The following is a 25,863-nucleotide window of genomic DNA, read 5'->3' as shown; positions in this document are numbered from 1 at the left end:
ACTTGCCATTAAGTGTATTATTTAAATTGACTTAGTAGCATTGGTTTACCAAAAGCACGTAATTGTCCGTTACTTTTAGAGAAATAAAGCTGCCAAAATTTTTCAATTTTACTAATTTTATGAGAAGAAACATAATTTTTTCCACCAGGAAGTAGCCCCGTACCTATTACATAAATGTCGGCACCATTAAAATCAGACAACTGTTCATTATCAATAACTGTTTGAAGTTCAGAGTTCGGTTTAATGGTTTTTACGCTTCCTGAAGCATAAAAAGAAGTAAACTCTGAATTTTCTAACATATCACTAATAATCAGCACTATTTTTCGTTTTGCAGTGGAGTTTTTTAAAATACTATTTGAGATATCTTGTAAACTGCTCACGATTTCAGAGTGGCTTGTTGCTTTCTGTGGTTGAAAAGACTCCTTTAGCTCTTTTCCAATGTGGTTAGAAAAGTATATTTTTTGATTTTGTAAGCACTGATCCAGTTTTTTTAAGTGAGATTTTTTGATCTCTGCTCTATGACTGCTTAATAAAGGAACTTCTGTTTTTCCTTTAAAAGAAACATTGGTATAACCATCTTGCTGTAGTGATGAAAAATGAATGATTTGTACTCTATCGCCAGGCTGAATGAAGCGAATTATCTGTTGATAAGATTCTTTCATTACCGAGGCGTTGAGGCTGCTAGACATGCTTCTATCTACTATAACAAACAATTCACGCTCACGATTATCAATTACATATTCGTTATCTACGCTTTGCATACAACTAGGAATATCATTTCGCTCAACTGATGCGAAAGTTGTTTGAGAGATGAAAGTAAGAGCACATGCAAATACTGGTATTAGCTTTTTCATTCAATTAACTCTCCATGCATTCTTTTAGGCGAGCCATGCGTTCCTCTGATGTTTCTTTTTGTTTATTTTGTAGTGCTTTCATCGCTATTACTATGGTTGCATCATCAAGTTCGTCAATATCACCGCGTTTTACTTTATCTAATATTTCATCAGTTAGAACTATGTTTTTTTGCTGTACTTTTGGTGTTGGAGCTTTAGGGGTAATCTGTTGTGGCTGATGAATTAATTCCACTTCTTGAGTATGACGTAACAGTTCTAATTTTAAAAAGTTAATAAAGTTGCGATTTGTTGGGTTTGCTGTTGCTGTAAGTACTTTTTGTTCACCTGAGTTATGCTGTGCATACGTCGCTGTTTTTGCTTGAAGATGCGATAATACTCGTTGTGCAGTTCGAGCTACGGCTTCTTGTTTTGCTTGGTGATAAGCAAGATAGCTATTTATGTTATCAAACTTATGTACGGTTTGATAAGCAAGTTTAGACTCTTTACCAGAAAAGGTTTTTTTAAAACCTAAATAAATACTATAAAACTGCATAGCAAGGAAGATAACTGCTAAAATGATAAAGGTCGTCCAACCTGCTTTTTTGTGAGCTTCCATTTTTTCATTTTGTGCTAGTTCATCCGCTGCAGCGTTGTTATCTTTTACTGCTTGCGGGGAAGATTCAAATGGATTTTCAAAAGTGACAACACTTTCAGATAGCTCACCTTGAGTTGTTTCAATTGATAGCTTCTCTAATGCTTGTCCTCGAACGTATGTTGCACCCACGGCAACAATAGCAATAAACACAAGCGTAATACTTGTCATTATCCAAGATTTTACGAATTGTGCATTAATCTTATCTAGACGGTTTGCCATTTGTTGCCAACCTGGTTCATCATCATCAATGTGGTTTTTTTTGGATTGTAAACTAACGAGGTTGTTTGGTTCGATAATATTTAATTTTGATCGTGATGTGGAGTTTTTCCAACGCAAACGAACTTTATCAATTTGCTGATTTTGGTATAGCTCTGCACCCATTGCGTGTGTTAGAACTACAAGTAGAGCACTGATTAATACGGCGATCGCAATCGCGGCTTCTTTTTGTAAAGTTTCACTTGCATCTTGAAGGGTGAAATCAGCTAAAACGTAGGCGAAACCTGCGGCTTCGATAGTCACCAATACAAACAAGCCTATCCAATGATACCAAGTTAATGGCGAAACTCCCTTGTCTCCCACTTTATCTAAATATATGCTTGACTGCTGGTAGTGCTCTTCATCAGCATTGTGCTTAGTATAATCTACAATAAAAGCATTACATGCCTCTCTTTCAGAGTTAAACCAATTTTGGTCATCTAATCCAAGGCTTTTAGAAAGACCTTGATTTCGCCCTATAATAGGAAAACGGAAAAGTAAAGACTTTAACCATAATCGCAGCTCTTCTCGATTATAATATGAATATATTGTTAGAATGGTCATTAATGCTGATGAAATCAGCATTGTTCGATATTGAATTAAAAGTGGGATTATGTCGCTCATGTTTTTATTGCTCTTCTTTGGATAAAACAGATGTTTGTTTTGAATGTATTCTACATCCATATATACTTATTATTTCTGTTAGTAATATTATGATATTAAAAATATGTGAGTGATTTTGACCATTGGTTTTGAATATAAGAGATGGTTTCCCCTTTTAGTTGCGTTCCAATCTGTTGATTGCAGGTAATATTCAAGAGCTATAAACGTTTCAATAACTTTGTCGTGCATTTCTTCACTTTTAGAAAAACCTATTGTTTTACGCATTAATCGCTTGAGCCGAGTTCGTATCGTCAGGTTTATTTGTGTGTATATCTTTCCTATAATGTGTTTCTCTATTGGCTCCCATGTGTACCAGAGCCAATGTTGATTCTTCTTATTTCCAACAAATGACTATTGCTTATCGACTTCACATGTCAATTCAATATTAGCTACATCAAATGGTATGGTAGTTACTTGGCTAGGTGAGTCTTTTAAGGTGCGTATACCGTGTTAATAGCCGATGTTTAAGGCCAGCCTGTATCTCTAACGCCAGAGCTATTCATTGCCATATCAATAATATTATCTTTTACACCGATTTTCCAAGCTTCGTAAGCATAATCTAATTGGAATGAACACTTATAATCGAGATATCGAAATTTCTTAAAGCCAGCCGTGCCAGTAACATGTTTTCATGTTAGCACTTGCCAGCAGCTTTAAGCAGGGCATTACATTGTGATGTTGCAGGCATAGCCTTACCATCTGTTGCTGAACAAATAGCATCGCTTGTGATAATAACACCACCAGTATAATAACATTGGAATACACGTTTTTTAAAAGTAGCATTGAATGTTACTTTCATTATATCAGCACCGCGATTAGTGATTTTTATTTTCTCAGGTGTAGTCCCTAATGCAAAGGCCGCTTTTTTTTGAAGATCTTTATCTACTTTAATATTGTTATCAATAATACTACAGCCACTCATTGATAAACTAATAAATGCAATAAGAGCAACTAGATGCTTTTTCATAAATATCCTATTTTAGAATTGTTAGCAAAGGTCTTTTTTAATAATGTAGTTATATTAAGTAAGCCGATACTTAGTTTTATTTATGTGTACTGTAAGTTTGTCGAGCTACCATTTCAAGATACGGAAAATAGAAAAAAAACCGTAAATTATTTAGTTTCTTTTTAAGAAAGATTGATATCATTAGACGATTATTCACAAAATAGTAGAAAAAGACAGGATCACTACTGTAAGTTTATTTGTTACTAACGAATCAATACCAAATGAATCTAACAATGTTTGATGAATGGGCTCGGTTCTATTGGATAACTGGTTTTTCAGCTTCTGATGGCCTGCAACCTTGATAAAGCATCAATAAGGTTATCCACTTAAAGTCCGTGTTTTGTTGCTTAATTTTCGTTTGAGTAATCGATCTCTATAGTGCATTGCTATGCTATTGGTGGGCTTATCTGCATTTAGCTCTTTTAGATAGCCTAAAAAATCATTACATCGTTGCTCTAACTGAGTAAGGGTGAGTTGCGTGACACCTTCTAATTTCTTAGATTGGATAAATTCAGTGAGCGTATTTGTAGTAATACCAGGTGAGGGGGTAGTGGCGATTTTTATTTTTGGTGAAGGGTCTACCACAAGCTTAGGGGCTTTGGTTTGAGTCTCAGGTTGTGCGTTATAAGCGGCTCGTAGGGTGTTAATTGACTCAGCCAGTTCAGTTTTAAACTCGACAATCGTTAAAGAGAGCGCAATGGCTTTCTCAAACAATGCATGAAGCAATTGAACTTGCTCAACATTTCGACGATAAGCGGTTTTACGCTCACGAGTAAGTAGGGAGAATTTTAGTTCGTTAGGATAACCACTTTCACGGAGTGAAAGTGGAGTAGCGATACGAGTATAGTAGACGCTATTTGGGAGTCTTAATAAGTACATCTGTGCCACCTTTCTGTGCAAGGTGATTTTCGATAGTACAGATACAAAAAAACCGCTGTAAAAACAGCGGTTTAATCTTTTAATTTGGTGGAGGGATAGGGATTTGAAAACTATCCCTAACTCTTCTATCTGCATTAAGCTGATAAATTTCAATGGGTTCAATCTATATTACTTTTAAATGTTTGTCCAGTTGAAAATGACGATTGGTTAAGATGAAATTTACGCTAGTGCTCATACTTCATTCCACTTCTGGTGTTGTTAGAGGTGGAATGGGCACAATTTTCTTCCGTATATTTATGCCCGTAACTATTATTTTTAGCAGTTATGGCTTATTTAATGGACATCTATTGCGGGATGATAATCGATGTCCACATAGTTCTCCCATTTAGTGTACCGTACTCAGGAAAGATGATGATTAACTAGCCTGCCGTCTAAATAGAAAGACTCTCGATAATTACACTATTCACTTGTTCTTATTTTAATAATTCAGAGGTAGGTCACAAAATTTTTAAAAAAATAGAGAGTGCGTATTATACAAATAATAGCTGTTCGGACAAGGTTGATTGTTAGTAATTGAAATTAAATTTTCAAAATAAATATTTTATTTTTACTCGGATTCAGATTAAAAAAATGAATATTTAATATTCAGTATAAATAAGTGGTTATATTAATCAATAAAGCTGCACTTGCTGCAAGTTGTTGGTTTTTAACATCTTTTAATTTGTCAATCGTTAGTTTTCCTTGAAATTAATAATTTGATTCTTTCTGCTGATTGATGAAATACTTCTTTGGAAAGGTAAAGTTAGATTTAATTTTAACTTTTCACTATTTTCCCATATTCATAATGAGGTGTTTAATTGGAACAATTTATTGATTTTTTATCTAAAGATATAGCGAGAAAATTCTCTAAGTCAAAACTTGAAGGTGGGTTTAGGTATAAGAGTGAGCATATTGAATTGCTAATTGTTATCCCTGATACATACCCGCCAGCATTACTTTCAAAATTAGAGAAATTTGTATCTAATTCAAGTTCTAATGTTAAAGGTGAACTTGAACAGCATAATCTTTATCGTTGTTGTCCAGCTATTGAGCGAATAGAAATAGCTAACAGTCTTCAAAATAAAGGGCTTTTTTCGGCTATTGTATCTGAACTCTTAAAAGTGGACTTTGTTCAATACGTGTGTATTCAGCGTGTTGGTAATCCCCATTTATTAAATCATTTAACTCATAGTAAAAAGTGGAACTGGATATTGTCACGAAGTAGTACGATAGGGATCGATTCAATTTATCCATACTGTAAATCTTCTCCTGAAATGTATAGTTCGTTGTTAGTTACAATAAATGAATATTTAGAATTATGTACAACGACAAATTTTTTAGAGCAATTCAAATTAGATTTAGCTAACAGTTGTGAAAATATAAGAAAGATAAGTGTTGAAAAAAAATAAAATAACAGGAATACCTGGGTTAGAAGGAATTCCAGAATTAGCAGGCATGGCAAAAGTGCGATTATCTGAAAGAAGTGTTAAACATAATATGTCTGAAGAAGAGTTCTTATTTAAATTAGCTCTAAATACTTTTTATACGACAGAGGAATCATTTTTATCTTCTGAATGATCGACTCGAAATATAATAATTAGCTATAAATCATTACCAATGGGTTATTATGGGTTGTTACTAGGGTGATATGATTTTAGGTGGAATAATGAAGGTCATAAGCTGGATTGAGAGCCTATCCAATATTCTAAAGTAAGTCTCTATAAATAAGTTATTGGGAATTTAATTACTAATATGTTGTTATATCAATCACTTAATTGTTTTCAATACTAGCGAATGAAGAAAAAATGAAAGATGAATTAGATATCGAAATAAAGTTGCGGCTAATGGTTCTTTTTAATGATGAAGCATTATGTGAAGAGTGGCTAAAGAGCAGTAAAATACAACTGGGTGGCTTAAGTCCCTTAGAGGTTATTAAAACTGCTAGTGAAAAAGAAAAAATTCTAGATATGCTCGATAGGATCGAAACTGGGGACTTTTCATAGCTTCGTTTGCTATATACTATGTTGTGGTGTAGAAAAAACATACGAAGTTACTAAAATTAAGCTAACGCTTATTAGCCTAACAAACGTTAGCTTAACCATATTCAATGAATCCATGTTGTTTTACAGCAAACCTCAAAAGTGAAATCAACATCCGAAATCGGCAATTCATTAATGCTTGCTCTGATTGATAACAACGCTTAGTCACATGTTCAATGCTATCGAGAAATTCCTTCTTATCATCATAATCACTGTAATATGAGAAAGCGTATTCTTTCCATGTGATCGCTTTTATCTTATCCATATTTTTATCAATGACAGATAATAACTCTTGGCATTCATTGTTAGTAATCACACCTTCAGAGCCTAAAAAATGATGTTCAAAACCTTCTATATTTATCTCATTGCTTAAGAAATCTAGATAATTTTTCAAGTTAGAGTAAGAGCGGAATGATAATGAAAGAGATTCGTTGTTCTCGTTTATGGAATAGATTCTATCGACTTCTACACTTAGCTTTTCAGCGTCGAGTTTGCTAGAACAGCAATATTCTGAATTGAGATTATTACTTTGAAATGTAAAAGCTGAAATCGAAATACCCATAATAAGTTCCATAAAAATGAAAGTATAACAGCCTAGTTTTCATTGAGGGAAAATAGATAAAAATAAATTATCGATTTTATAGCGTAATGTAGTTATATACACATTTCGGGCGTAATACAGATTTCAAAAGAGAGTTACGCCGTTTTTGTGTATACACATTTCGGGCGCAATACAGATTTCAAAAGAGAGTTACGCCGTTTTTGTGTATATACATTTCGAGCATAATACTGATTTCAATAGAAGTTATACAGTTTTTGCTAATTACCAAGTTAGTATTGTAATTATGTACAATGATAAAAATAAGTTATCTATACAAGTGATCTTATTAGAATTTAAAGCAATATACACAATTTTCGTATATCCGAATATTTCAATTTCCATGAATGAATATTGAGCTAAAATTTATCCTGAACGATTAGGCTACCACAGCTAGTCCAGAGTAATAGGTTCATCTGATATCATGCGCTGATGCTTCTTTAAGTGCCTTATCTTTTCTGACAGAACTGCTTCTAACTTTTTTGACTCAGCTACTTCTGCTATAGCGCTTTCAAGCTTCGCTTGTGCTTTGGCTTCTGCTTGAGTTATTCCTTCATACTTAGTTGATAAAATAGTGAGCTGTTGTCTAACATGATCTAATTCAACAAGTAACCGAGATTCCGTTTCAATTTGTTTTTCTACCTCAGTTCGACAGTTATTCCACTGCGTTTCTAATACTGTATTTTGTTTAGTGAGAGCCAGAACCTGTTCATTTTGCAGAACTTCATTTTGTCGACCAATCTCCAATTCACTGAGCAGAGATGCATTCTCATTCCTCATTGATTTTAACGTCGCAAGATGTTCCGTACACTGTTGTTCTGCTGTACCTAGTTCTTCTTCTAATGCGATATTATCCTGCTCTAACTGTTCATTTAATTCGACTTGAACCTTCACGCGATCTTCAGTTATGAGAAGATTCTCCTCGGCTGCCACAAGTTTTTTGACGGCTTCCTCGGCAATTGTTTTTGACTCAAGAAGTCGAGCGCGTGTTAGGTGCTCGTAGTGAGTATCCGTTGATGCATTGAGTTTAGTGACGAGAGCAAAAAGTAATGAAGATAATTGCCCTTCAATTAGTTTAAGTGACTCCTGGATCTCGATGGGTAGAGGCAATACTTTAGGGTCTTCAAGTACAGCTATTGCTGGTTGTGGTACTTCAATACTAGACTTGTCAGGTAGATTTATATGTCCTTGTTCAATCAATTGTTTTAGATCTTTATATAACGTATCACATCGTCCATGTCCTATGATTTCTCTGAGTTGCCATCCCGAAATTTCAGTTCCTTTTTCAATTAACTGATTCGCTGCGTTGATAATATCATTTTGAGTATAGGATTTTGGTCTAGCCATTTTTTCACCATGATTGTTTTTATAGTTATTGGAGTTTGTTTGTTAGTAATGTTTGTTAGTAACAAACATTACTAACAAACAAATAGGGGGATTAATGCGACATAGATAGCTATCGCTCTTTTCTGAAATTATCTTCTTTTCTTGAAGGTGATAATTTATTTATTAATTCTTGAGCCTTGACTTTCAAAGGGGCAGGTAATTCCCAGAGAGTATTCATTGCCTCGTCAAGAAAGCGTATTGCTTTATGCTGATAACCAAGCTCTTTTGTATGTAACGCCATAAAAAAATGGGTACAGAAGATCGTTAGTTTGTTCATTAACTCATCATTAAATGTACGTAACATTATTAGAAGCGTTTGTTTCTCGGCACGTAACACCTGTACTTGATCTGATAGCGCGTAGTTTTCTTGTTGAATATTGAGTTGTTCTTCTTTTAGCATCAGCAATTCCCCAAGCATGATGTTGAGCTGAGTGTTTTTTTCATCAAGTTGAGTTTCTGCATCTGTCACTTGGTGATTTAGTTCCAATAGTTGCTCTCTTTTCTTTTTAATCATTAGATTATGGAAATTGAACTCCCGTTCAGATTTCGGTAGTTTGGCTTCCTGATTCATTTTTTGACGCTGTTTAGATCTACGTTCTGATTCTGGAGCAAGTTCTGCGATTAATCCTTTTTTGCTAAAAAGGTGCTCGTTAGCATACTCAAACACCATTTTCTGAAACATCTCCCCAAAAAACCGTGTTTGCTCTTTAGATAAATCGTCATTAACGGGGAGCACTTTATCGTTCAAATCAACCTTTTCGATGTATTGATTAACTACGATCTTTTGGTTTCTTAATAAGTCAAATTCACCCGTGTTTTTGTTCCTTCCTGACAAAAAGTAGTGCGTATGTGCTCCTGTATTGTCATCAATATCACGCTCATCATCGTGTCCAATCACTAATTGAATAGGATAATCAGGGAAATGATGTGTTAAAAAATTTACCGTGAACGTCATATATTCTTGCAACGAAACATGCTCATTGGTCACTTTCCATTTGTGGGGGATCTTAAATATTCCCTCTTGGATAAATGTGCAATTTAGGTTAGGGCGACTTTGCGTTTGGTTGTGCGCATCAAGATAAGTCTCTAACATTTTGACTCGTTGTGTTTTCCGCGACATCACCATCGTTTTGAACTTTTCAATATTGCTATACGAGACATGCCCTGATGACTCAAGGATTTCTTCTAGAAACGCAGCAGCTGCCTCGTTACCATTCTTGTATTCAGCTGCGATTGCTGTTTTCAGTTTCTTACGGTACTGCCGATGCTTCGTTTGTATTTTTGTGTAATCACGAATTAGTGGCGCTGGCGCGGTTGTAAAAAGTAATTGTTCTTTGTTCTCATCACTAAGTGAGTGCAACGGAAACGTTTCACCATTACGCCATAATAGATTTGTATCGGATAAGCGATCATTCCATTCAAATTGCTTCGTCGGTTTTGCTTCTGTTGCGAGGCGAAGAGAGTGCATCAGAGACCGATCACAACGAGAGCGATCTTTCTGATTTGATGTAAAATTGTATCTGCGATGAAAGAAGCGGATCGATTTCATGCTAGCTCCCGTGGGGAGCTAGCCAGGGAGTCAAGAGGTACTCCTCTTGCCCGCAGCTTGCGTGCATCTTTTTGGAACAAAAAGTGTGACGCAAGCGCAGCGGGTTGCGTTGTCGTCACATTTACCAAATGCGCGACTTTTGAATTGTTCTCAAGCGAAAAGACACCCATCACGCATCCTCCATCATTGCTTGGATTAACTGCATTAAATGCGGCTTTTTTGTAAGTTGACTTACTAGCAATGCAGAAGATGAGTCAGGTGCAGCAGGGAAGGATACAGTGCGCTTGACCACAGGCATTCCAAATGCATCTTGTAGATGCTGAGAAGCAAGTAAGGCACAATCTGGAGCATCTTCACGCAGCCATTTGCCATAATGGAGATCGACCATGTTTGTGCCAGTATGTCCCATCTGGCTTGATATCCACTCTTTGCTAATGCCTGCTGTTAAACACTGTGAAGCGAACGTGTGACGAAGCTGACCAGAACCTCTGTGTGCGATAGCAGCAGTTTCTAAAAAGGGATTAAAAAAAGTTTTACCAAACTGCTTGGCATTAAGAAACGGCTGACGTGTTTTACTGTTAATGAAAATAAACGTGATAGATTCTTTCTGATACGTTTTATTGTCTCGCTGTAAAACATCAACAGTTTTTCGACGACGTTTCCCTGTAAGTAACAACTGCTTTTTCAGAATATCGACAGCGAGAGGATTAAGCTCAACAGCACGTACAGAGCTTGACGTTTTTGGTACTTTATAACCGTTCAATACACGAGCACGTCGTACATAAAGAACATTGCGTTTCCAATCGATATCATCCCAAGAAGTAGCAATCAACTCACCAATCCGCAACCCTGTTAGCAAATTAAATAACGTAGCATTCTTACCCTGTTCACATACGTTACTGCACTCATACATGAGTGCTATTTCTGCTTTAGTAAATGGATTCGGTTCATTATGGGAGTTTTTGAGGTTATCAATTCCTTCCATTGGGTTACGAGCAATAATTCCATCGAGCATAGCTCGCAAAAAAATAGCACGAAGAATAGTTAAATGACCATTAATCGTCTTGTTGGAAAAGCGCTTGTGCCATTTCATTATTAATTGGCGAAGGTCACTATGAAGCACAGAATTGATCATTAGCTTACCGAGAGATTTTCTTACATTGTTTGTTTTACTTGCTTCTGATCTTAGCGTTGATGGAGATACGCTAAAACGCCTTTCTGCGAGGTAAGAATCTAGATAGTCGTTGATTGTTTTTATTTTCATAATTTACTCATTTGGCAGCCCAAATGCTGCGTCTTGAATGGAAATTACGATGAAGAAAACGTTACGTCAAATCCCTAAGTTGATGAAATTAAGATATAAATAATGACTCGTGATCATGGGTTATGTATAACAAGAACAAGAACAAGAAAGAGATGATATTTCCCCTAATTTTTCAATCGAGTTCAATTTAGAGTTTTACGTTTATTGGTGAGTAATTTAAGCAGTAAAAAGAATTTTTTGGAGTTTTACGTTTTGGAATCTTGATCACACTTGCGTACAGTGAAAACTGCCGTGAAATCAGAAAAATGGCGGAAAGCCAAAACTTTACAAAGAGAGTGCTGAATTAGTTAAGTGGAAAGTTATACTAACCATATGACGTATTAATCCGTCATTCCGCAGCCAATTCAGGCATTTTAAAACGTGACAAATTACTTAGTTTAAAGGTGTATGTTAACTGCATTCGTGATTTAGGTTCTGAATCATGCTATTAATGTAAGATTAAGTAAAAGCAATCCTAACTGCATGATATTACGGTGGATATTATTCGAGATTTGTTAGTGATTTTATTGAACAAGACGCAATCATCTAAAGGTGCACATTTTCTCCGAAAATGTCGCTAAATGCTTCGAAAATAAGCACAAAAATACCTGCGGAATCTCAGTTTAAACACTTTGTTCCTCGGAATACGTAAGTTATGACAGACTTTGATACTAGTAGAATAGATAAACTCAATGTCAGTGGGATCTCCTTTCACATGAGTGAAGAAAGAATTTAGAGGCGCGAGAACTGACGGCATCACTTCAAGAAAATGTGTATAGCTTAGTAGCGTAGGAAATTCACTTTTGTGGTATCTGTGAAATAGAAGTTCTTAAAATCGCGTTGATGCGACATATGAAAAGCAATAATGATGGTCATTATTTTACTTTCAGACATGCGTCCTTTACGGTTGCGCTTGCGTTCCCCATTCTCTAGTTGAAGTTTTTTCCATTGAGGTAGAAAAACCTGACAAAAGTCATTGACATGACAAAATAAAGTCTACTAGTTTATGCATAGTTGGTTTCTTTGCGATTGTTCTCTCTTGGTCGAAAGAGCTGATCGCAGAATCAGCTTTTAGTTCACTTCAATTTTTATCCCGAGTTCAGGTTAATTAGGTCATAGTCGCTTAAATCAAGAAAATTTTGTTCACAAATTGGGATCCTGCCCAGCCTTCCATGCGACATTGATGTCATGTCTCACGGAGGGGGATAATTCATAAATTGAGTATTATTACAATTTAAAATGTGCGATTTCTTGCTTTAAATTATTCGCTAAATCAGCCAATCTTGAAGACTGTTCTTCGGCATTTATTAAATCAGCAACTAGTGATACTGTTGAATCTCGAATCGCAAGAGTATTTTGATTAATTTCATTAGTAACCGCAGTTTGTTCTTCAGCGGAGGTGGCAATAGTAGTGGTCATATCATTAATTTGATCGATAACTTGATTAATTACAGTTAAAGATTGAGAGACATGTTGAACATTCGATACGCTATTGTCGGCAAGAGAATGGCTTTCATCTATGATATCAATAGCATTTTGAATGATTGCCTGTAAGGCTTCAATGGTTGTTTGTATTTCTTCCGTTGATGCATGTGTACGTTGGCTTAACATGCGAACTTCATCAGCAACAACGGAGAAACCTCTACCATGCTCTCCAGCACGAGCGGCTTCGATAGCTGCATTTAATGCTAATAAATTAGTTTGTTCTGAAATGTTTTTAATTGTAGATAATATTGTCGATATATTTTGAGAGTGGATGTTTAAAGTATAAACAACATCCATTGCAGTTTTAGTTTTATTGGATAGGTCATTAATAGCTTGCTGGCTTTCATTCATTTTTGACGCACTGTTCATTGAAAAATCAACCGCGTTATTTGCTTCTTTTGCTGCATTTTCTGTGTTGTATGCAATTTCTTGAGTGGTCGCTGCCATTTCATGTATTGCAATTGCAATAAGGTTAATCTCATCTTGTTGATCTTGGATATTAATTTTACTTAAATTTGTATTTTTAAGAGATTGTTGAGATTGAATTTCTAGTTCAATAGAAATATCACGTAAACGAGAAATCATGGTGTGCATACCTTCTATAAAGGTATTAAAATAGGTGGCAAGTAGACCAATCTCATCCATGTATTTTGCTGTAATTTTTTGTGTTAGGTCTCCCTCGCCTTCAATAATTTTCCGCAAAGAATTGGTGATGTCGTTTAATGGTTTAAGTAAAAATCCAATTAATAGTGCCGTGATAACAAGGCTAATTAATAGTAAGATCACTGCTGGTATTAAGTTATTAATTAATAAATCTCTTAATGGAGCATCTATTTTTTTTTGTTCGAGAATGTAAACTAGGCTCCAGTCACTATTAGGAATTTCACTTCCCCATACGCTTTTGTTTTCATGGTCACTTTGAAATGTAATGTTCAACATTTCATTTGCATTCATTATTTTATTTAATACTGTAGTTGTTAATGTAGGTTCAATTTCTGAAATAGGTTTTAAAGTATTGTCAGGATCGTAATGAGCTAAAATTATGCCATTGTTATGAATTAAAATAGTTTTACCATTAGCGGGTAATTGAATGTGATTCACTTTTTTAATCAATGAATCAATCGGTAAATTAGCGCCGACTACGCCATTTTTGCTTGGCGTAGGGGATACGATCATGATACGCAAAATATCTTTACTTGACGCACTATAGCTTGGGGTTGTGGTCATTAATGCATTTTTTTCTAAAGCGTTATTATACCATGATTTAGTTAATGGATCGTATGCGGTACGATCAATGCTCGTATCTGAGTCTCTCATTCGTCCATTATTTTCCGCAAAATAAGTTAGTTGTAATTCACCAATTTTCTGTGCTTGTTGTAACGCGAAAATAACATCACCATTATTAATGTCTTGAGCTAAAGAGTTTACGATGTCTTTATGTAATAGTAACCATTCACCAAATCGCTCAGCTTGAACTTTACCTATATTCATAGTTTCTGAATGAATTTGAGAATGTAAATTATTCTTTTGAGTTATATATGTAATAGTTGTGAGTGTTGTGATTATTATTGTTATGAATATAAATATTGAAAGGAGTAATTTTGCTTTTAAAGACATAGATGAACCCTGTATATTGAGTGAGCGCATTATAAAATGTAGATTCCAGGTTGCAATGTTGTTATTTTTAATTGATTACCATACATTCGGTGCTATAGTTATTTCTGGTGTATGGAGAGACATTACGATGTAATCGTTAATCGATCTTGGCTAGTCAACAACTAACAGGAACTACACCGCAATGAATGACAATAATAATATCATTTCAATGGATACTCCAGAGAATCCTTTACAAGAACTATTGAAAAAAGGGGGTCAACAGTTTTTAGTTCAAGCTATTGACGCTGAATTAGCGATATTACTAGAAAGTACGAGAATGAGACCATTAATGGTCTCAGACGAGTGGTCCGAAATGGCTATCAGCCTGAACGAAATAGTCAAACTGGGCTTGGTGATATCGAAGTTAAAATACCAAAAGTAAGAGACCGTAAAAATGAGGGTATTAAGTTCAATCGCTTAAAAAATCTGAAAACATGTGCAGTGTTCTGCTATGAAAACCAAGTCCATTAAGGAGCATGGCTAATACCACATCTCCATGAGAAACATGGGGCACTGAATACTTGAGATTACAGCATCAATCATTCATGGTAGAAAATGGCAATGAGTCCGAGGTGTGATCTAAGGTTTAATAACTGATTGGGTAGACATAATTTGAGACCGTCAAATAACAGTAATAGATCAAAACTACCGATCGTAGTCAAGATGGTATCGTAGATTTTATTGAAAAATGTTCGCTAGTTCACACAGTTTAAATTCTGGAGTTGGCTGCGGAATCTCAGCTTCATTACCAGAATGAAGTTAAAGATAAGTTACTTATTACCAAACAAGAAGAAGTCGCAGAATTAAAAATTCAAGTTGAACTCTTGGTTGAGCAATTAAACCTAAATAAATCCAAGCGCTTTTCATCACAAAGTGAAAAATTACCAAAAGGTACTTTTAATGAGGCTGAGCAGCAAAAGTCGCTCCCTAAATCTAATGATGAGAAGAAAAACAGGTCGCAAGTCTCTACCAAAAGAGCTTGAGCGTGAGATAAACCTGCATGAACTCAACGCACCTTATTTTGAGTGTTGTGATGAACCATTGCATGAATGTGGTGTAGAAACCTCAGAAGAGCTTAAAATCATTCCTCAAAGGTCTGTGTTATTCGCCACGAGCGCACTAAGTACGCTTGTCGCCAATGTGAAAAAACACAAACTCAATCCAAAATCATCATCGTACCAAAGCCCGCTAGCATGATCCCCAAAAGCATGGGAAGTGCTGAGGCCTTTGCGGCAGTCGTGACCGCTAAATACGTGGATGCCTTGCCATTGTATCGTCAGGTCGACATATTAAACCGCTCAGGCATTGATATTAGCCGTGCGACATTGGCTAAATGGTGTGTTCAGTTGGGTAACAAAGTACAACCCGTTATTGATGAGATGAAATCAAGGCTGTTTAATGAAAAGCTTATCTGTGCAGATGAAATCACAGTACAAGTGCTGCGCGAAAAAGATAGAAAAGCGCAAAGCAAATCTTATATGTGGGTTTACCGTAGTGGTGAGTTCATTAAAAATCCTGTTGTTATCTATGATTATCACCCAAGCCGTGCAGCAACGCGTGCAAAAGACTTTTAGGGTACTTGCTCTCTGGTGGCTACAGCGTAGATGCAGTGACACAAGCCGTGTGCATGGCACTCGTTAGTAGAAAATTCACCGATGCAGAAAAAGCATCCCCCTCTAAAAAAGCAGGAAAACCCGAAAGATGCCTCAACTTCATCGCCAAACTTTATGGCATAGAAAGAAAGACAAAGGGATTATCCGTAAATGAACTACAGAAAATAAGAAAATAAGAAAATAAGAAAACAGGAAGCTGAACCAATATTGGGTGAATTTAAATAGTGGCTGGATGTTCAACATGTCTTACCTAAGGGGGTCACTTCAGTTTAGTCTGGGCCAGTTTATTGGCCTTGATCATGAGGCGTAGTATCTCACTTCAAATATTGCCTTCAGTATCGTTTTTCAAAGCGGTCAACAATGTGGATTTATGGCTGTTGTCATTATTTTAGTTTGTCACAGGTAAAGAAAAGCCAGATAAAACAGTATTTTAGATTGACTTATGCAAATATCAATGCTTAAGGTTCAGTCTTGAATACTACATAACAAAGAGTTGATGACAAAGGATTTTAGGGCTCAAATTAACCCTATGACATTAGGGCTGACTCTAATGTAACTATGTAAATTACTTTATATTAAATGTGTATTATTGGATTAGTCTGAGTTTTTTCTGTTTGTTCATTTCTAGTTCATATTGACAGTGCAATAATGTTGTTACTAACTTTTAGGAAACTCATTCTAATGAAAAAATTAATTCTATTAGCGACATTGGTATCATCGTCTGTTTTTGCTAACAACCAAGTAATTAACCAAGCAGTAAATGCACAGCAAGGTGGTTTTTCGGGTCCGTATCAAGGTATTAATACTGTGAAATCAGTTTTAGATACGGGTATGTTTAGTGATGATACAGCAGTAATGCTTACTGGCTATTTAGTTGCATCTTTAGGCGGTGAAATTTATACGTTTAAAGATAATACAGGAACTATTCATGTGGAAATTGATCATGACAAATGGTTTGGTTTACAAGCAACTCCTACAACTAAAATTATGATTCATGGTGATATAGATAAAGAACTTAACTATACAAAGATTGATGTTGATCGCGTAAGTCTAGTTCAATAGTATTAACGTTATTGATTATGAAAAGGTCGCCAAATTTTAGGTAATGCCAGTCAGTTAAGCTAACATCAATAAAACTAAAGGCTCCAGAGATATGTATTACAATCTTTATGGAGCCTTTTCAGCTTCTACACTTAGCCTGTTTTTACAGATATGCTTCAACACTAGCTAAATATTGAATCAATTGTGACTAGCTATTCAATATTTAAAAATCCGTGATAATGATCTGATTACAAAATGTATGAAAGGCTCCCTAGTTTAGTAAATAGCAACAAACAAAATTATTCATTTAACTTATTTTAAAAAATGACATTCTTTTATTCTGTATTTCAGCTAATAATGTTAATTCTTGTGCTGCCTGTTGAGTTTGATTTACGGATACTACATTCTCATTTACTAGTTCAACCATTTTCGTTGTATTATTAGCAATTTCCTCTGTAACAGTAAATTGCTCTTGAGATGTTCTAGCGACTAAAGTGTTAATATCTGATATTGATTTAACTGATTGTGTTATGCTATCTAATGATAATTTCACATTAGTAGATAACAACACTGATTCTTGAATAGATGCAACATTGATTGTCATATTATCATTAGCTTTTACTGATAACTGTTGTAATGAAGATATAATTTCTTGAATATTTTTCGTTGATGATTGAGTCTTAGCTGCTAGATTTCTAACCTCATCAGCAACAACTGCAAAGCCACGCCCATGTTCACCTGCTCGAGCTGCTTCTATTGCCGCATTTAATGCTAACAAATTTATTTGGCTTGAAATAGTACTAATAACATTAGTTACTTCACTGATATCTATAGCTCTATTTTTTAACTCTTCAATAATAACAGCTGTATCTTTTATTGATTCATTAATGTTTTTAGTTAATAGTATTGAATTATATAAACATTCACTACCTTTATTAACATCACCAATTGCTTTTACTGTTTCACTCGTCGCTTCAGATGCATTAAATAATACTTCTTTTGAAGTGTTTGATAATTCACTAATTGCTGTTGAGATGTTTTCTATTTTAGCTAATTCACTATTGGTATTTTTTGCTGAATTTCCCATAATGAAGGTTAATTCAGCTGAAGATTTGTTTACATTATTAGAAATATCAACTGATAATTTTATTACATCTGATAGTTTAATCAAAAGTTGTGACACAGAATTAACAATTAAATCAAGCTCATTATTTGATTTGTTTATTTCTAATGTTGTAAGCTTACCTTCACTTATCTGATTTAACCATGATATTATGCTAGGGATGTTTTTTATTTCCTTTCTAACAAGGGATAATAGAATGCAACTTAATACAGCGATAACAAAAAACAAAATAGAAAAAGAGATACTTAACATAATATATTTTGACTTTACATTATAATTTTGGTCTGTAAATACAATTGATTCGCCATACGGTACATTCTCTTTATACAAAGATACCCAATTATTATCATAATAATACATATATATTTCTTTTGATTTAACATGATTAAAAACCTCATCGAGGTCATTAATATTTTTACCAACTTGGTTTTTATCAGAACTTAACCAAATAGTACCTTTGTTAAAATAAAATAAGTATTTAATATCCCCTACACCGTCCATAATATTAGATGTTGTCAAATCAATAGCTATAACTCCAATATCTCCATCCCCATATTAAATAGCTTTTGATAAAGTTATAACATAATCAGAAGTGATTACATCTTTATATGGGGCACTAACATATACACTTTTAGGTTTAGATTTAGCACCTATGAACCATGCTCTTTGAGATGCGTTAAAGTCAATAATTTCACCATTCTCAAGAGATGAGATCGCACGACCGTTAGATTCAGAAAAATATACATCGAGATAACGGAGGTTAGTTTCATGCACAGAAGTTAATAATTCTAATGTTGAGTTATCATCTGTAAAATTAATAATGTTACTTAATTGCATTAAACTTTGTTGATGAATTTTTACGTTGCTATCGAATATAGATGTGACCAGATTAGATTCTGAAATACTTAAGTTATTGGCTTTAATCTCAAGATCTTTTGTAATCAGGTTATTGGTAATATATAAAGCAAAAGCAAGGAGTATTAACGATGTTGCGGAAATATACTTTAGTAGTTTAGCGTTCATGATTTTAGATGTCTAAAAAAGAACAATATAACAAAATAGGATTTTTAAATATACTTTATTTTAGGGGTTTTGTTGCTTAAATCGATGGAACTAAATCACGAAGCTACGATCTGGTCGGTTACACCCATTAATTGTCGTAGCCTCATACCTAAACCTCATTAAAATACAACTAAATTGGAAGTAGTAGCCTTAATAAACCGTGGTTCTTTGACCTTTTGGATTGATGAGAAAGCGATAGCCGAGTAGAAGCAAAACAAACAAGGCAAACGTGATAGATCTCGCCGATTCAGCAACTTAGCCATTACTACCGCACTGATGGTGAAACGCGTTTTCTCTATGCCATTGAGAGCACTGTAAGGTTTTCTAGGCTCAGTATTTACATTAACTAATATCCCGCTTGTTAGTCCACACTATACCTGTATAGCTCGTCGAGCTAAGGAAATTGAAGTTTCATTTAAAACTAAAGCCAGAGGAGCAATATAACATCTGACCATTGATGCCACTGGTCTTAAGGTTTATGGCGTGGGTGAGTGGAAGGTCAAGAAGCATGGTACTGATGGGAGGCGCAGAGTCAGGGGTAAATTACATCTCGCAGTAGATACAAGCACACACAAAATAGTCGCAACGGAGTTGAGTCTATCTAACGTAATCGATGCTGAAGTGCTTCCCAACTTACTTAGCAGACACGTCGTAAAATTATTGAGATATCAGGTGATGGAGCTTATGACACAAGGACTTGCCATGATGCTATACGAATCAAGCGATCGGTTCCGACCATCCCGCCACGAAAAGGGGCAGCCGGTAACAAGGACATCTTCGCAACTTAGCGGTATGGCTACCATAAGCTCACTATTAGACACGCGAAATAATTGTTAGGTGGGAAATTAAGCCTGAAGAGCTACAACGCTCAGGTTGGTGAGACTCACGTAATGATCAAAGTTCAGAACCTAGGATTTAGGAAAGGTTCAAATGATTTGGTCAACAACGCCCATTGGATGTTAGATATGACGTTTAGAGAAGATGAATCTCGCATCCGAAGAGGTAAGTGAAGCATTAGCATTCAATGTATTGAGGAAAATGGCTTTGAGTATTTTCAAGCAAGATACGACTAAAAATATCAACATGGTGAGAAAAAAAGAAGATAGCAGCTATTGATGATAAGTACAGGTCAGTCTTTTTGGATGCGGGAATTAAAATGCTCTAGCCGCGGTATAAACATGCGTTAGTCGTGGTTATATACAAAAAATACAGTATAAAAATACATAGTTGGTGTTTAATTTGGTAAAATATAGTGATTGATTATTTTGGTCTTAAGTGAATTAACAAAGATGTCACTTATAGTAATGAGAGAGTAAAACGTGAATATAAATGCAAATATCAAAGTGTTCATAGCGTATGTTTCTTTTGTTTTGGTTATTTTTATGTCCATTATTATTGCAGCTTTAAATGTTAGAACTACAATGATAAATGGTAATGAAACGCGGTTAGAACATTTATTAACTAACGCAGTTAATATGGTCTCGTTTTTTGAAACGAAAGCAGACAATGGCGAGTTGAATGAAGGTATAGCTAAAAAACTTGCCGCAAATGCACTTCAAGAGCTAGTGTATGTAGACAATGAGTATATATGGGCAACAGATAAAAACTTAGATTTTATAGCTGCACCATTAGATCCGCAAATCATAGGTAAAAAATTTAGTGATATTATTGGAGTAGAAGCTGAAAATAATTTAAAAAGCCAGTTAGTTAATGCACCTGGTAAGGTAGTTACTTATTCATGGATATCAACTAATGGCGATGTTACTACTGAAATTAATTCAATAGCAGTCAAAAGCCAGCGTTGGCATTGGTATTTAGGTAGTGGTATACAAGATAAAGTCATTCAAGATATGTTCTATGCTTTTTTAACGAAAGGTATTGTTATCGGCATTGTAATTAACTTTTTTGTTGGATTATTGATTTTATTTTGTGTTAGAAAATATAACCTCATACTAGGTAATGATTTGAATAATATTTTTACCATTTTTGATACAATAGCTAATGGTGATTTATCCAATTCATTTGACGTGACAGGTAAGGAAACGGGCATTTATGCGTCAATGATTACACTTAATGAAAAACTCACAAGCGTGATTAATTCTTCTTTTCATATTTCTGAAAATGTAACCGTGTCTTCTGAAGAATTAACGGTGGTTATGAAAAATATAGCTAATAATACTCAAAATGAATTATCACAAGTGGAAACCATTTCAACGGCGATTAGTGAGTTATCAAGTACTTCAAAAGAGGTTTCTTTAAATGCCTTGCAAGCAGAAGATAAAACCAAACAAGCGATAGGTCACATTGATTTAGGAAATAAAGCATTAGAGCAATCGATAGTATTAACACAGACTATTAATGATTCCGTACAAGAAACGGCCAACATGATAGAAGAGCTTAAAAGCAGTGCTATTACTATTGGTGAAGTTACCAGTGTCATTAGTGCTATTTCAGACCAAACTAATTTATTAGCGTTAAATGCTGCAATTGAAGCCGCTCGTGCAGGAGAGCAAGGTCGCGGTTTTGCTGTGGTGGCGGATGAAGTTCGAAGTCTCGCAGCTAAGACCCAAGAATCAACAAAAAGTATCCAAAATATTATATTAACTTTGCAATCTAAATCAGAAAAAACGAATGACAATATGCGATTGAATGTAAATTCTATTCAAGAGTCGGTAATTTTATTAAGTAATGTTAAATCTTCTTTTGAGGATATTACCAAGTCTGTTAAATCTATCTCAGATATAAATACTCTTGTAGCAACCGCATCTCAAGAGCAATCCTCTGTTACAGAGGATATTGCTAAAAACACGATAAGAGTTTTTGACTTGGTTAATGAAAATATGGCGGCCGTCAATCAAACAGAGCAAGCGTCCCAAGAGTTAGCTTTATTGGCGGAACAACAGACTAATGAGCTGTCATTTTTTAAATTAGATTAATAATGGATTTATTATAGTCGTCGTTTTAAGTACCTAGCAAGAAGTTATTGGGAGTTGACGTTCTACCTTTCACAAAATATCAATAATTTAAGTTTTGATAATATTCCCATTGATATTTGCACACCAAGGTTGTTAATAATTTGTAAGCTCATACGGTTGCCCTGAATGATGAAGTGATGTCGTTTTCAATAAATTGTGCGAATCATTTAATTTATAATGAATTATGTATAAATAAGGTTAATATTTACAATGTTCTCTTTTTTATGTTCAAACCAAAAAGACTTAAATGAAGATAAAATCAATGGTCTTCAAAAGACAATAAAAAAATTGCTAGAGCAAATTACTAAGCAAGATAATGAATTTTATCTTCAAGAAAAAATGTTAGAAAAAAAAGTAAATCAGCTTAAACTACAACAAGCCTTTTCAGAGAATTTACTAAAAACAATATTGCCGATTGAACAGATACGAACTAATATGGCAACTTCTAGTGATAAGCTAAAAGAATATTTAGAACAGCATATAAAAGATAATCGTGATGGGTTCTCGATTTTAACTGAATTTAACCATATATTAAGTGATTTGATGGTTGAAGTTTCTAATAGTGGTAATTCACTTAACGTATTAAAAATAAACTCAACTGATATTGGTCGTTTTGTAACGACCATTAACTCTGTATCAGATCAAACCAATTTATTAGCCTTAAATGCAGCCATAGAAGCAGCTCGGGCTGGTGAGCATGGGCGTGGTTTTTCTGTTGTTGCTGATGAAGTTAGAAAATTAGCACAGAATGCAAGTGTGGCCGCTAGTTTAATCCAATTAGAAGTCAGCAATATTGCCGATAATACATCACAATGTGAACATAGCGCACAGTTAATTGATCAACAATGTTCAAAATTAAGTGGAAGAGTTAATGAATTAATAAGTATAGTGACTTCTTTAGTTAATAAAGCAGAACTATTATATAGCTTAGTTAGGTCTATTTATTCGTCAATTTTTTTAAGATTAGTACAATTGGATCATGTAGTATGGAAAGCTAATATATATCAACGGATACATACACAAGACTTTAGCAGCTCAGATGTGATTGATCATCATCAATGCCGCTTGGGGAAATGGTATTATATTGGGCGTGGAAAGCAACTATTTTCTAATTTACCATCGTATAAAGAACTTGAAATACCGCATAAAAATGTTCATAACGAAGGTCGCTTAGCGCTTCAAGCTTTTAATAATGATGATGAAATCACAGGTATCTATCATTTAGAATTGATGGAAAAATCGGCGGAGGTTGTGATTCGTTTACTTGATAAAATTGAAGGTGAAATAAATTGACGACTATCATGTAGTGGTCTTGCATTGTGTATTGCTATTGATTCCACTGGCTTACAAGTGTTTGGCGGAGGTGATTGAAAATTAAAAAGCATGGTACTAATGGGAAGTGACGAGCTGGAGAAGCTACATTTAGCTGTTGATACAAACACGCATGCAATCATTGCGGCTGAATTAAGTTTATCGAATGTAAGCGATGGAGAAGTTCAGCTAAACTTACTCAAATAGACCCGCCGAAGAATCAATGAAATATCTGGCGATGGTGCTTACGACACAAGGTCGTGTTATGAAACTATTCACATCAAACTAGCCGTCCCGCTCATCCCCCCGAAGAAAGGTACAGTCTTCGGGGAACAAGGTCACCCCTGCAATCTAGCGGTCGGTTGCCAGAAGCTATATGGTTCAAATAAGCATTGGAAAAAGAAGTACGGTTATCATAAATTTTCGCTCTCAGAGACGGAGCTCTTCCGTGTAACAACAGCTCGGTGGTACATTAAGCTTAAGAAATTACAATGCTCAAGTTGACGAGACTTACGCCATAATTAGATGTTAAACAAGCCCATAGGGCTTAATGCCGATCGCTTTGTAACTGGTTGTAATATCAGGAAGAAGCATGAGTCGATGCTTACTTTTAATTACCGATATTTAGTTTAATATTAACCACTTAATTTACCATTAAGAGTTGACTTTGCTCTATTTCCCATCGCTCCAAGTAGACGTCAACAATATCTTCAATGGGTAAGTCACTGGAGACTACAAATGAAGTAATAAACCCTTTACTCTCTCCCTTTGGCTCAGGAATTAAAACTAAACAAGCTTGCTAGCTATTATTCCCGAGGTGAGATATTTTCGTTTTGTATCAGGCGAAACTGGTATTTTAATAAGTTTATCGTAGTCTAAAAACTCTTCTAAAATTTAGTATCTAAATTTACTTTTTATTGTAATTAACTAATGAGTATTTTTTCCTGCATTACGCCATGATTCAAAAAGTTCAGTGGACATAAAACCACGGTTAAAAAGAGTTAATGAATTATTTTGAGCGGATCACAACTAGCTGTTGTGCATAAGATATTTCACAATTGTATCTGAAATAATGTGGGTGTGTGTGGATATAAGGGTAACAGTAAGAACTGAAGGAAATATAGTCTTATTTGTCGCGTAGCCAAACTTTTGGTTATCCTTAGTTTCAGGTGTTTTAAATTGAATCCCATCAACGCTCATGATTTTGAGTCCACAAATTAGATCAAACGATTCTTCTGTCTCCCATTAACTTGCAGTGGTATGAAATAGATAACGTAATGGTTTACAGCGGCGTTGTTGACTAAATCAGTTGAACCTTTCCCAAACCCTGCGATCTGATCCCATATAGCAGATACATGGTGATGGTATGGGTAAGTCGAAAAAGAAGATAACGAACTGGAGTGCATACAACAAAGCTCTATGCAAACGAGGGGCAGTTACGTTCTGGGTAGATGACTCAGCCATTGAGGCATGGCGATGCAAGCCCCACCATGGTAAACGAGGTAGAGGCTTTTAGTTTTCTGATCCCGCAATTGAAACAGCTTTAATGATTAAAGGGATATTCTCCCTACCATTACGTGCTCTTCAAGGCTTTATTGATTCAATATTTGCGTTAATGGAAGTCCCTTTAAGATCCCCTGACTATACCAGTATAAGCAAACGGTCAAAGACCGTTCAGATTAAGTATAAGAACAAATCCAAAGGTCCAGTTCGTCACATAGCGATAGATTCAACTGGTCTGAAAGTCTTTGGGGAAGGCGAATGGAAAGTTAAAAAGCATGGAGCCGAGAAACGTAGGACTTGGCGTAAACTGCATCTTGCGGTTGATGTTGATACTCATGAGGTCATTAGCGCTGAAGTAAGCCTCGTCAACGTTGGTGATAGTGAAGCTCTTCCAACATTATTGAATCCACTTCGCAGAAAGGTTCATGCGGTGTCAGGAGACGGAGCTTACGACACCAAAAAGTGTCATGAGGTACTGCGGACTAAGGGCTGCAAGCCTCTCATCCCACCTAGAAAAAATGCGGGTTACTGGAAAAAAGGCCATGCTCGAAATGAAGCTGTTGATGCGCTCAAAAACGATATGTTAGCTCAGTGGAAGACTGACTCTGGTTATCACGACCGCTCGCTCTCTGAAACGGCAATGTCTCGATACAAAGGACTGACTAGCGGTACATTGAGCTTGAGATGTTACAACGCTCAAGTTGGTGAGGCATTGGCAAATGTCAAAGCTATGAACAAAGTTCTAGGGCTAGGTATGCCTATTAGAAACTAGCAGGTATGTTGAGTTGGATAACGACACTCCTTACCTGATTTAGTCAACAACGCCGTTTACAGCCACTACGCTGTCTAGCTTTTACGATACTACTTGTGGTCAAGGGAAGGAGATCTC

18 protein-coding genes and 9 pseudogenes are annotated in these 25,863 nt (G+C 35.3%); 13 read left to right on the top strand and 14 right to left on the bottom strand.

The features are described from left to right. Positions 1-17: 17 nt before the first annotated feature. From PVK70_RS04605 to PVK70_RS04585, 5 genes and pseudogenes are all read right to left on the bottom strand, one after another. Complete coding sequence (locus PVK70_RS04605) at positions 18-854, bottom strand: hypothetical protein (protein ID WP_130048326.1); 837 nt, start codon at positions 852-854, stop codon at positions 18-20. A 4-nt stretch (positions 855-858) separates the two neighbouring features. Further along, positions 859-2,367 (bottom strand): hypothetical protein, encoded by a 1,509-nt coding sequence (locus PVK70_RS04600; protein WP_242504793.1) that lies wholly within the window; start codon positions 2,365-2,367, stop codon positions 859-861. 180 nt (positions 2,368-2,547) lie between these two features. Further along, positions 2,548-3,035, bottom strand: a pseudogene (locus tag PVK70_RS04595) (IS1 family transposase); the annotation flags it as partial. Between the two features lie 5 nt (positions 3,036-3,040). Next, positions 3,041-3,373, bottom strand: coding sequence for a hypothetical protein (locus PVK70_RS04590; protein ID WP_130048327.1), 333 nt, complete (start codon positions 3,371-3,373; stop codon positions 3,041-3,043). 357 nt (positions 3,374-3,730) lie between these two features. Continuing rightward, the gene (locus PVK70_RS04585) at positions 3,731-4,291 is read right to left on the bottom strand and encodes a DUF6538 domain-containing protein (RefSeq protein ID WP_242504794.1); all 561 of its coding nucleotides are present in this window, start codon (positions 4,289-4,291) and stop codon (positions 3,731-3,733) included. A gap of 857 nt (positions 4,292-5,148) precedes the next feature. On the opposite strand from PVK70_RS04585, the gene PVK70_RS04580 reads away from it, so the two are divergent. The 3 genes from PVK70_RS04580 to PVK70_RS04570 all read left to right on the top strand — a co-directional run bounded on the left by PVK70_RS04580 (position 5,149) and on the right by PVK70_RS04570 (position 6,333). Next, positions 5,149-5,739 carry a hypothetical protein gene (locus tag PVK70_RS04580; RefSeq protein WP_130048328.1) on the top strand — a complete coding sequence of 197 codons (591 nt, stop codon included), beginning with the start codon at positions 5,149-5,151 and terminating at the stop codon, positions 5,737-5,739. Beyond that, on the top strand, positions 5,726-5,908 hold the full coding sequence (locus tag PVK70_RS04575; RefSeq protein ID WP_130048329.1) for a hypothetical protein: 183 nt from the start codon (positions 5,726-5,728) through the stop codon (positions 5,906-5,908). Before PVK70_RS04580 ends, PVK70_RS04575 begins: the two co-directional genes overlap by 14 nt. Positions 5,909-6,135: 227 nt before the next feature. After that, positions 6,136-6,333, top strand: a complete 198-nt coding sequence (locus PVK70_RS04570; RefSeq protein ID WP_130048330.1) for an MbcA/ParS/Xre antitoxin family protein — start codon at positions 6,136-6,138, stop codon at positions 6,331-6,333. 91 nt (positions 6,334-6,424) lie between these two features. Here the strand turns inward: PVK70_RS04570 and PVK70_RS04565 are convergent, their stop codons facing one another. The 6 genes and pseudogenes from PVK70_RS04565 to PVK70_RS04540 form a co-directional block, all read right to left on the bottom strand. Next, complete coding sequence (locus tag PVK70_RS04565) at positions 6,425-6,931, bottom strand: hypothetical protein (protein ID WP_130048331.1); 507 nt, start codon at positions 6,929-6,931, stop codon at positions 6,425-6,427. 429 nt (positions 6,932-7,360) lie between these two features. Further along, positions 7,361-8,314 carry a hypothetical protein gene (locus tag PVK70_RS04560; protein ID WP_130048332.1) on the bottom strand — a complete coding sequence of 318 codons (954 nt, stop codon included), beginning with the start codon at positions 8,312-8,314 and terminating at the stop codon, positions 7,361-7,363. Between the two features lie 109 nt (positions 8,315-8,423). After that, positions 8,424-9,902 (bottom strand): hypothetical protein, encoded by a 1,479-nt coding sequence (locus PVK70_RS04555; protein WP_130048333.1) that lies wholly within the window; start codon positions 9,900-9,902, stop codon positions 8,424-8,426. Positions 9,903-10,071: 169 nt separating this feature from the next. Further along, positions 10,072-11,166: a tyrosine-type recombinase/integrase gene (locus PVK70_RS04550; protein WP_130048334.1), complete on the bottom strand. Its 1,095-nt coding sequence runs from the start codon at positions 11,164-11,166 to the stop codon at positions 10,072-10,074. A gap of 664 nt (positions 11,167-11,830) precedes the next feature. Continuing rightward, positions 11,831-12,217 (bottom strand): annotated as a pseudogene (locus tag PVK70_RS04545) (transposase); the annotation flags it as partial. Positions 12,218-12,432: 215 nt separating this feature from the next. Beyond that, on the bottom strand, positions 12,433-14,181 hold the full coding sequence (locus PVK70_RS04540; protein ID WP_165367182.1) for a methyl-accepting chemotaxis protein: 1,749 nt from the start codon (positions 14,179-14,181) through the stop codon (positions 12,433-12,435). A 307-nt stretch (positions 14,182-14,488) separates the two neighbouring features. Here PVK70_RS04540 and PVK70_RS04535 point away from each other — a divergent pair, with 307 nt between their 5' ends. After that, on the top strand, positions 14,489-14,728 hold the full coding sequence (locus PVK70_RS04535; RefSeq protein ID WP_130048336.1) for a hypothetical protein: 240 nt from the start codon (positions 14,489-14,491) through the stop codon (positions 14,726-14,728). A gap of 39 nt (positions 14,729-14,767) precedes the next feature. Here PVK70_RS04535 and PVK70_RS04530 read toward each other — a convergent pair. Then, positions 14,768-14,909: pseudogene (locus PVK70_RS04530) on the bottom strand (DUF4277 domain-containing protein); the annotation flags it as partial. A gap of 150 nt (positions 14,910-15,059) precedes the next feature. On the opposite strand from PVK70_RS04530, the pseudogene tnpC reads away from it, so the two are divergent. Both tnpC and PVK70_RS04520 read left to right on the top strand, forming a co-directional pair. Then, positions 15,060-16,181: pseudogene (tnpC, locus tag PVK70_RS04525) on the top strand (IS66 family transposase); the annotation flags it as partial. A 459-nt stretch (positions 16,182-16,640) separates the two neighbouring features. Next, the gene (locus PVK70_RS04520; protein ID WP_130048337.1) at positions 16,641-17,021 is read left to right on the top strand and encodes a YgiW/YdeI family stress tolerance OB fold protein; all 381 of its coding nucleotides are present in this window, start codon (positions 16,641-16,643) and stop codon (positions 17,019-17,021) included. A gap of 286 nt (positions 17,022-17,307) precedes the next feature. On the opposite strand, the gene PVK70_RS04515 is transcribed toward PVK70_RS04520, so the two are convergent. Further along, a complete protein-coding gene (locus tag PVK70_RS04515; RefSeq protein WP_242504795.1) occupies positions 17,308-18,642 on the bottom strand; it encodes a methyl-accepting chemotaxis protein in 1,335 nt (444 codons plus the stop codon). A gap of 36 nt (positions 18,643-18,678) precedes the next feature. After that, entirely contained in the window at positions 18,679-19,146 is a 468-nt protein-coding gene (locus PVK70_RS04510; RefSeq protein ID WP_130048338.1) for a PDC sensor domain-containing protein, read from the bottom strand. Between the two features lie 174 nt (positions 19,147-19,320). Here PVK70_RS04510 and PVK70_RS04505 point away from each other — a divergent pair. The 7 genes and pseudogenes from PVK70_RS04505 to PVK70_RS04475 all read left to right on the top strand — a co-directional run. Next, a pseudogene (locus PVK70_RS04505) lies at positions 19,321-20,084 on the top strand (IS5 family transposase); the annotation flags it as partial. Positions 20,085-20,123: 39 nt separating this feature from the next. Beyond that, a pseudogene (locus tag PVK70_RS04500) lies at positions 20,124-20,350 on the top strand (ISAs1 family transposase); the annotation flags it as partial. Positions 20,351-20,504: 154 nt separating this feature from the next. Then, positions 20,505-22,121, top strand: coding sequence for a methyl-accepting chemotaxis protein (locus tag PVK70_RS04495; protein ID WP_130048339.1), 1,617 nt, complete (start codon positions 20,505-20,507; stop codon positions 22,119-22,121). A 249-nt stretch (positions 22,122-22,370) separates the two neighbouring features. Continuing rightward, a pseudogene (locus PVK70_RS19065) lies at positions 22,371-23,042 on the top strand (methyl-accepting chemotaxis protein); the annotation flags it as partial. A 6-nt stretch (positions 23,043-23,048) separates the two neighbouring features. After that, positions 23,049-23,453: a CZB domain-containing protein gene (locus PVK70_RS04485; RefSeq protein ID WP_242504796.1), complete on the top strand. Its 405-nt coding sequence runs from the start codon at positions 23,049-23,051 to the stop codon at positions 23,451-23,453. 30 nt (positions 23,454-23,483) lie between these two features. Next, positions 23,484-24,104 (top strand): annotated as a pseudogene (locus tag PVK70_RS04480) (IS5 family transposase); the annotation flags it as partial. A gap of 733 nt (positions 24,105-24,837) precedes the next feature. Continuing rightward, positions 24,838-25,746: pseudogene (locus tag PVK70_RS04475) on the top strand (IS5 family transposase). Positions 25,747-25,863 lie beyond the last annotated feature (117 nt).

Source organism: Aliivibrio sp. A6 (assembly GCF_028765505.1).
Classification (GTDB): domain Bacteria; phylum Pseudomonadota; class Gammaproteobacteria; order Enterobacterales; family Vibrionaceae; genus Aliivibrio; species Aliivibrio finisterrensis_A.
This window is presented reverse-complemented; position numbering and strand designations above follow the sequence as displayed.

What these genes read in the sequence shown, in the direction of transcription:
- PVK70_RS04605 (WP_130048326.1), bottom strand. Translation starts at nt 854, where the DNA reads ATGAAAAAGCTAATACCAGTATTTGCATGTGCTCTTACTTTCATCTCT.
- PVK70_RS04600 (WP_242504793.1), bottom strand. Translation starts at nt 2,367, where the DNA reads ATGAGCGACATAATCCCACTTTTAATTCAATATCGAACAATGCTGATT.
- PVK70_RS04590 (WP_130048327.1), bottom strand. Translation starts at nt 3,373, where the DNA reads ATGAAAAAGCATCTAGTTGCTCTTATTGCATTTATTAGTTTATCAATG.
- PVK70_RS04585 (WP_242504794.1), bottom strand. Translation starts at nt 4,291, where the DNA reads ATGTACTTATTAAGACTCCCAAATAGCGTCTACTATACTCGTATCGCT.
- PVK70_RS04570 (WP_130048330.1), top strand. Translation starts at nt 6,136, where the DNA reads ATGAAAGATGAATTAGATATCGAAATAAAGTTGCGGCTAATGGTTCTT.
- PVK70_RS04565 (WP_130048331.1), bottom strand. Translation starts at nt 6,931, where the DNA reads ATGGGTATTTCGATTTCAGCTTTTACATTTCAAAGTAATAATCTCAAT.
- PVK70_RS04560 (WP_130048332.1), bottom strand. Translation starts at nt 8,314, where the DNA reads ATGGCTAGACCAAAATCCTATACTCAAAATGATATTATCAACGCAGCG.
- PVK70_RS04555 (WP_130048333.1), bottom strand. Translation starts at nt 9,902, where the DNA reads ATGAAATCGATCCGCTTCTTTCATCGCAGATACAATTTTACATCAAAT.
- PVK70_RS04550 (WP_130048334.1), bottom strand. Translation starts at nt 11,166, where the DNA reads ATGAAAATAAAAACAATCAACGACTATCTAGATTCTTACCTCGCAGAA.
- PVK70_RS04540 (WP_165367182.1), bottom strand. Translation starts at nt 14,181, where the DNA reads ATGAATATAGGTAAAGTTCAAGCTGAGCGATTTGGTGAATGGTTACTA.
- PVK70_RS04535 (WP_130048336.1), top strand. Translation starts at nt 14,489, where the DNA reads ATGAATGACAATAATAATATCATTTCAATGGATACTCCAGAGAATCCT.
- PVK70_RS04520 (WP_130048337.1), top strand. Translation starts at nt 16,641, where the DNA reads ATGAAAAAATTAATTCTATTAGCGACATTGGTATCATCGTCTGTTTTT.
- PVK70_RS04510 (WP_130048338.1), bottom strand. Translation starts at nt 19,146, where the DNA reads ATGAACGCTAAACTACTAAAGTATATTTCCGCAACATCGTTAATACTC.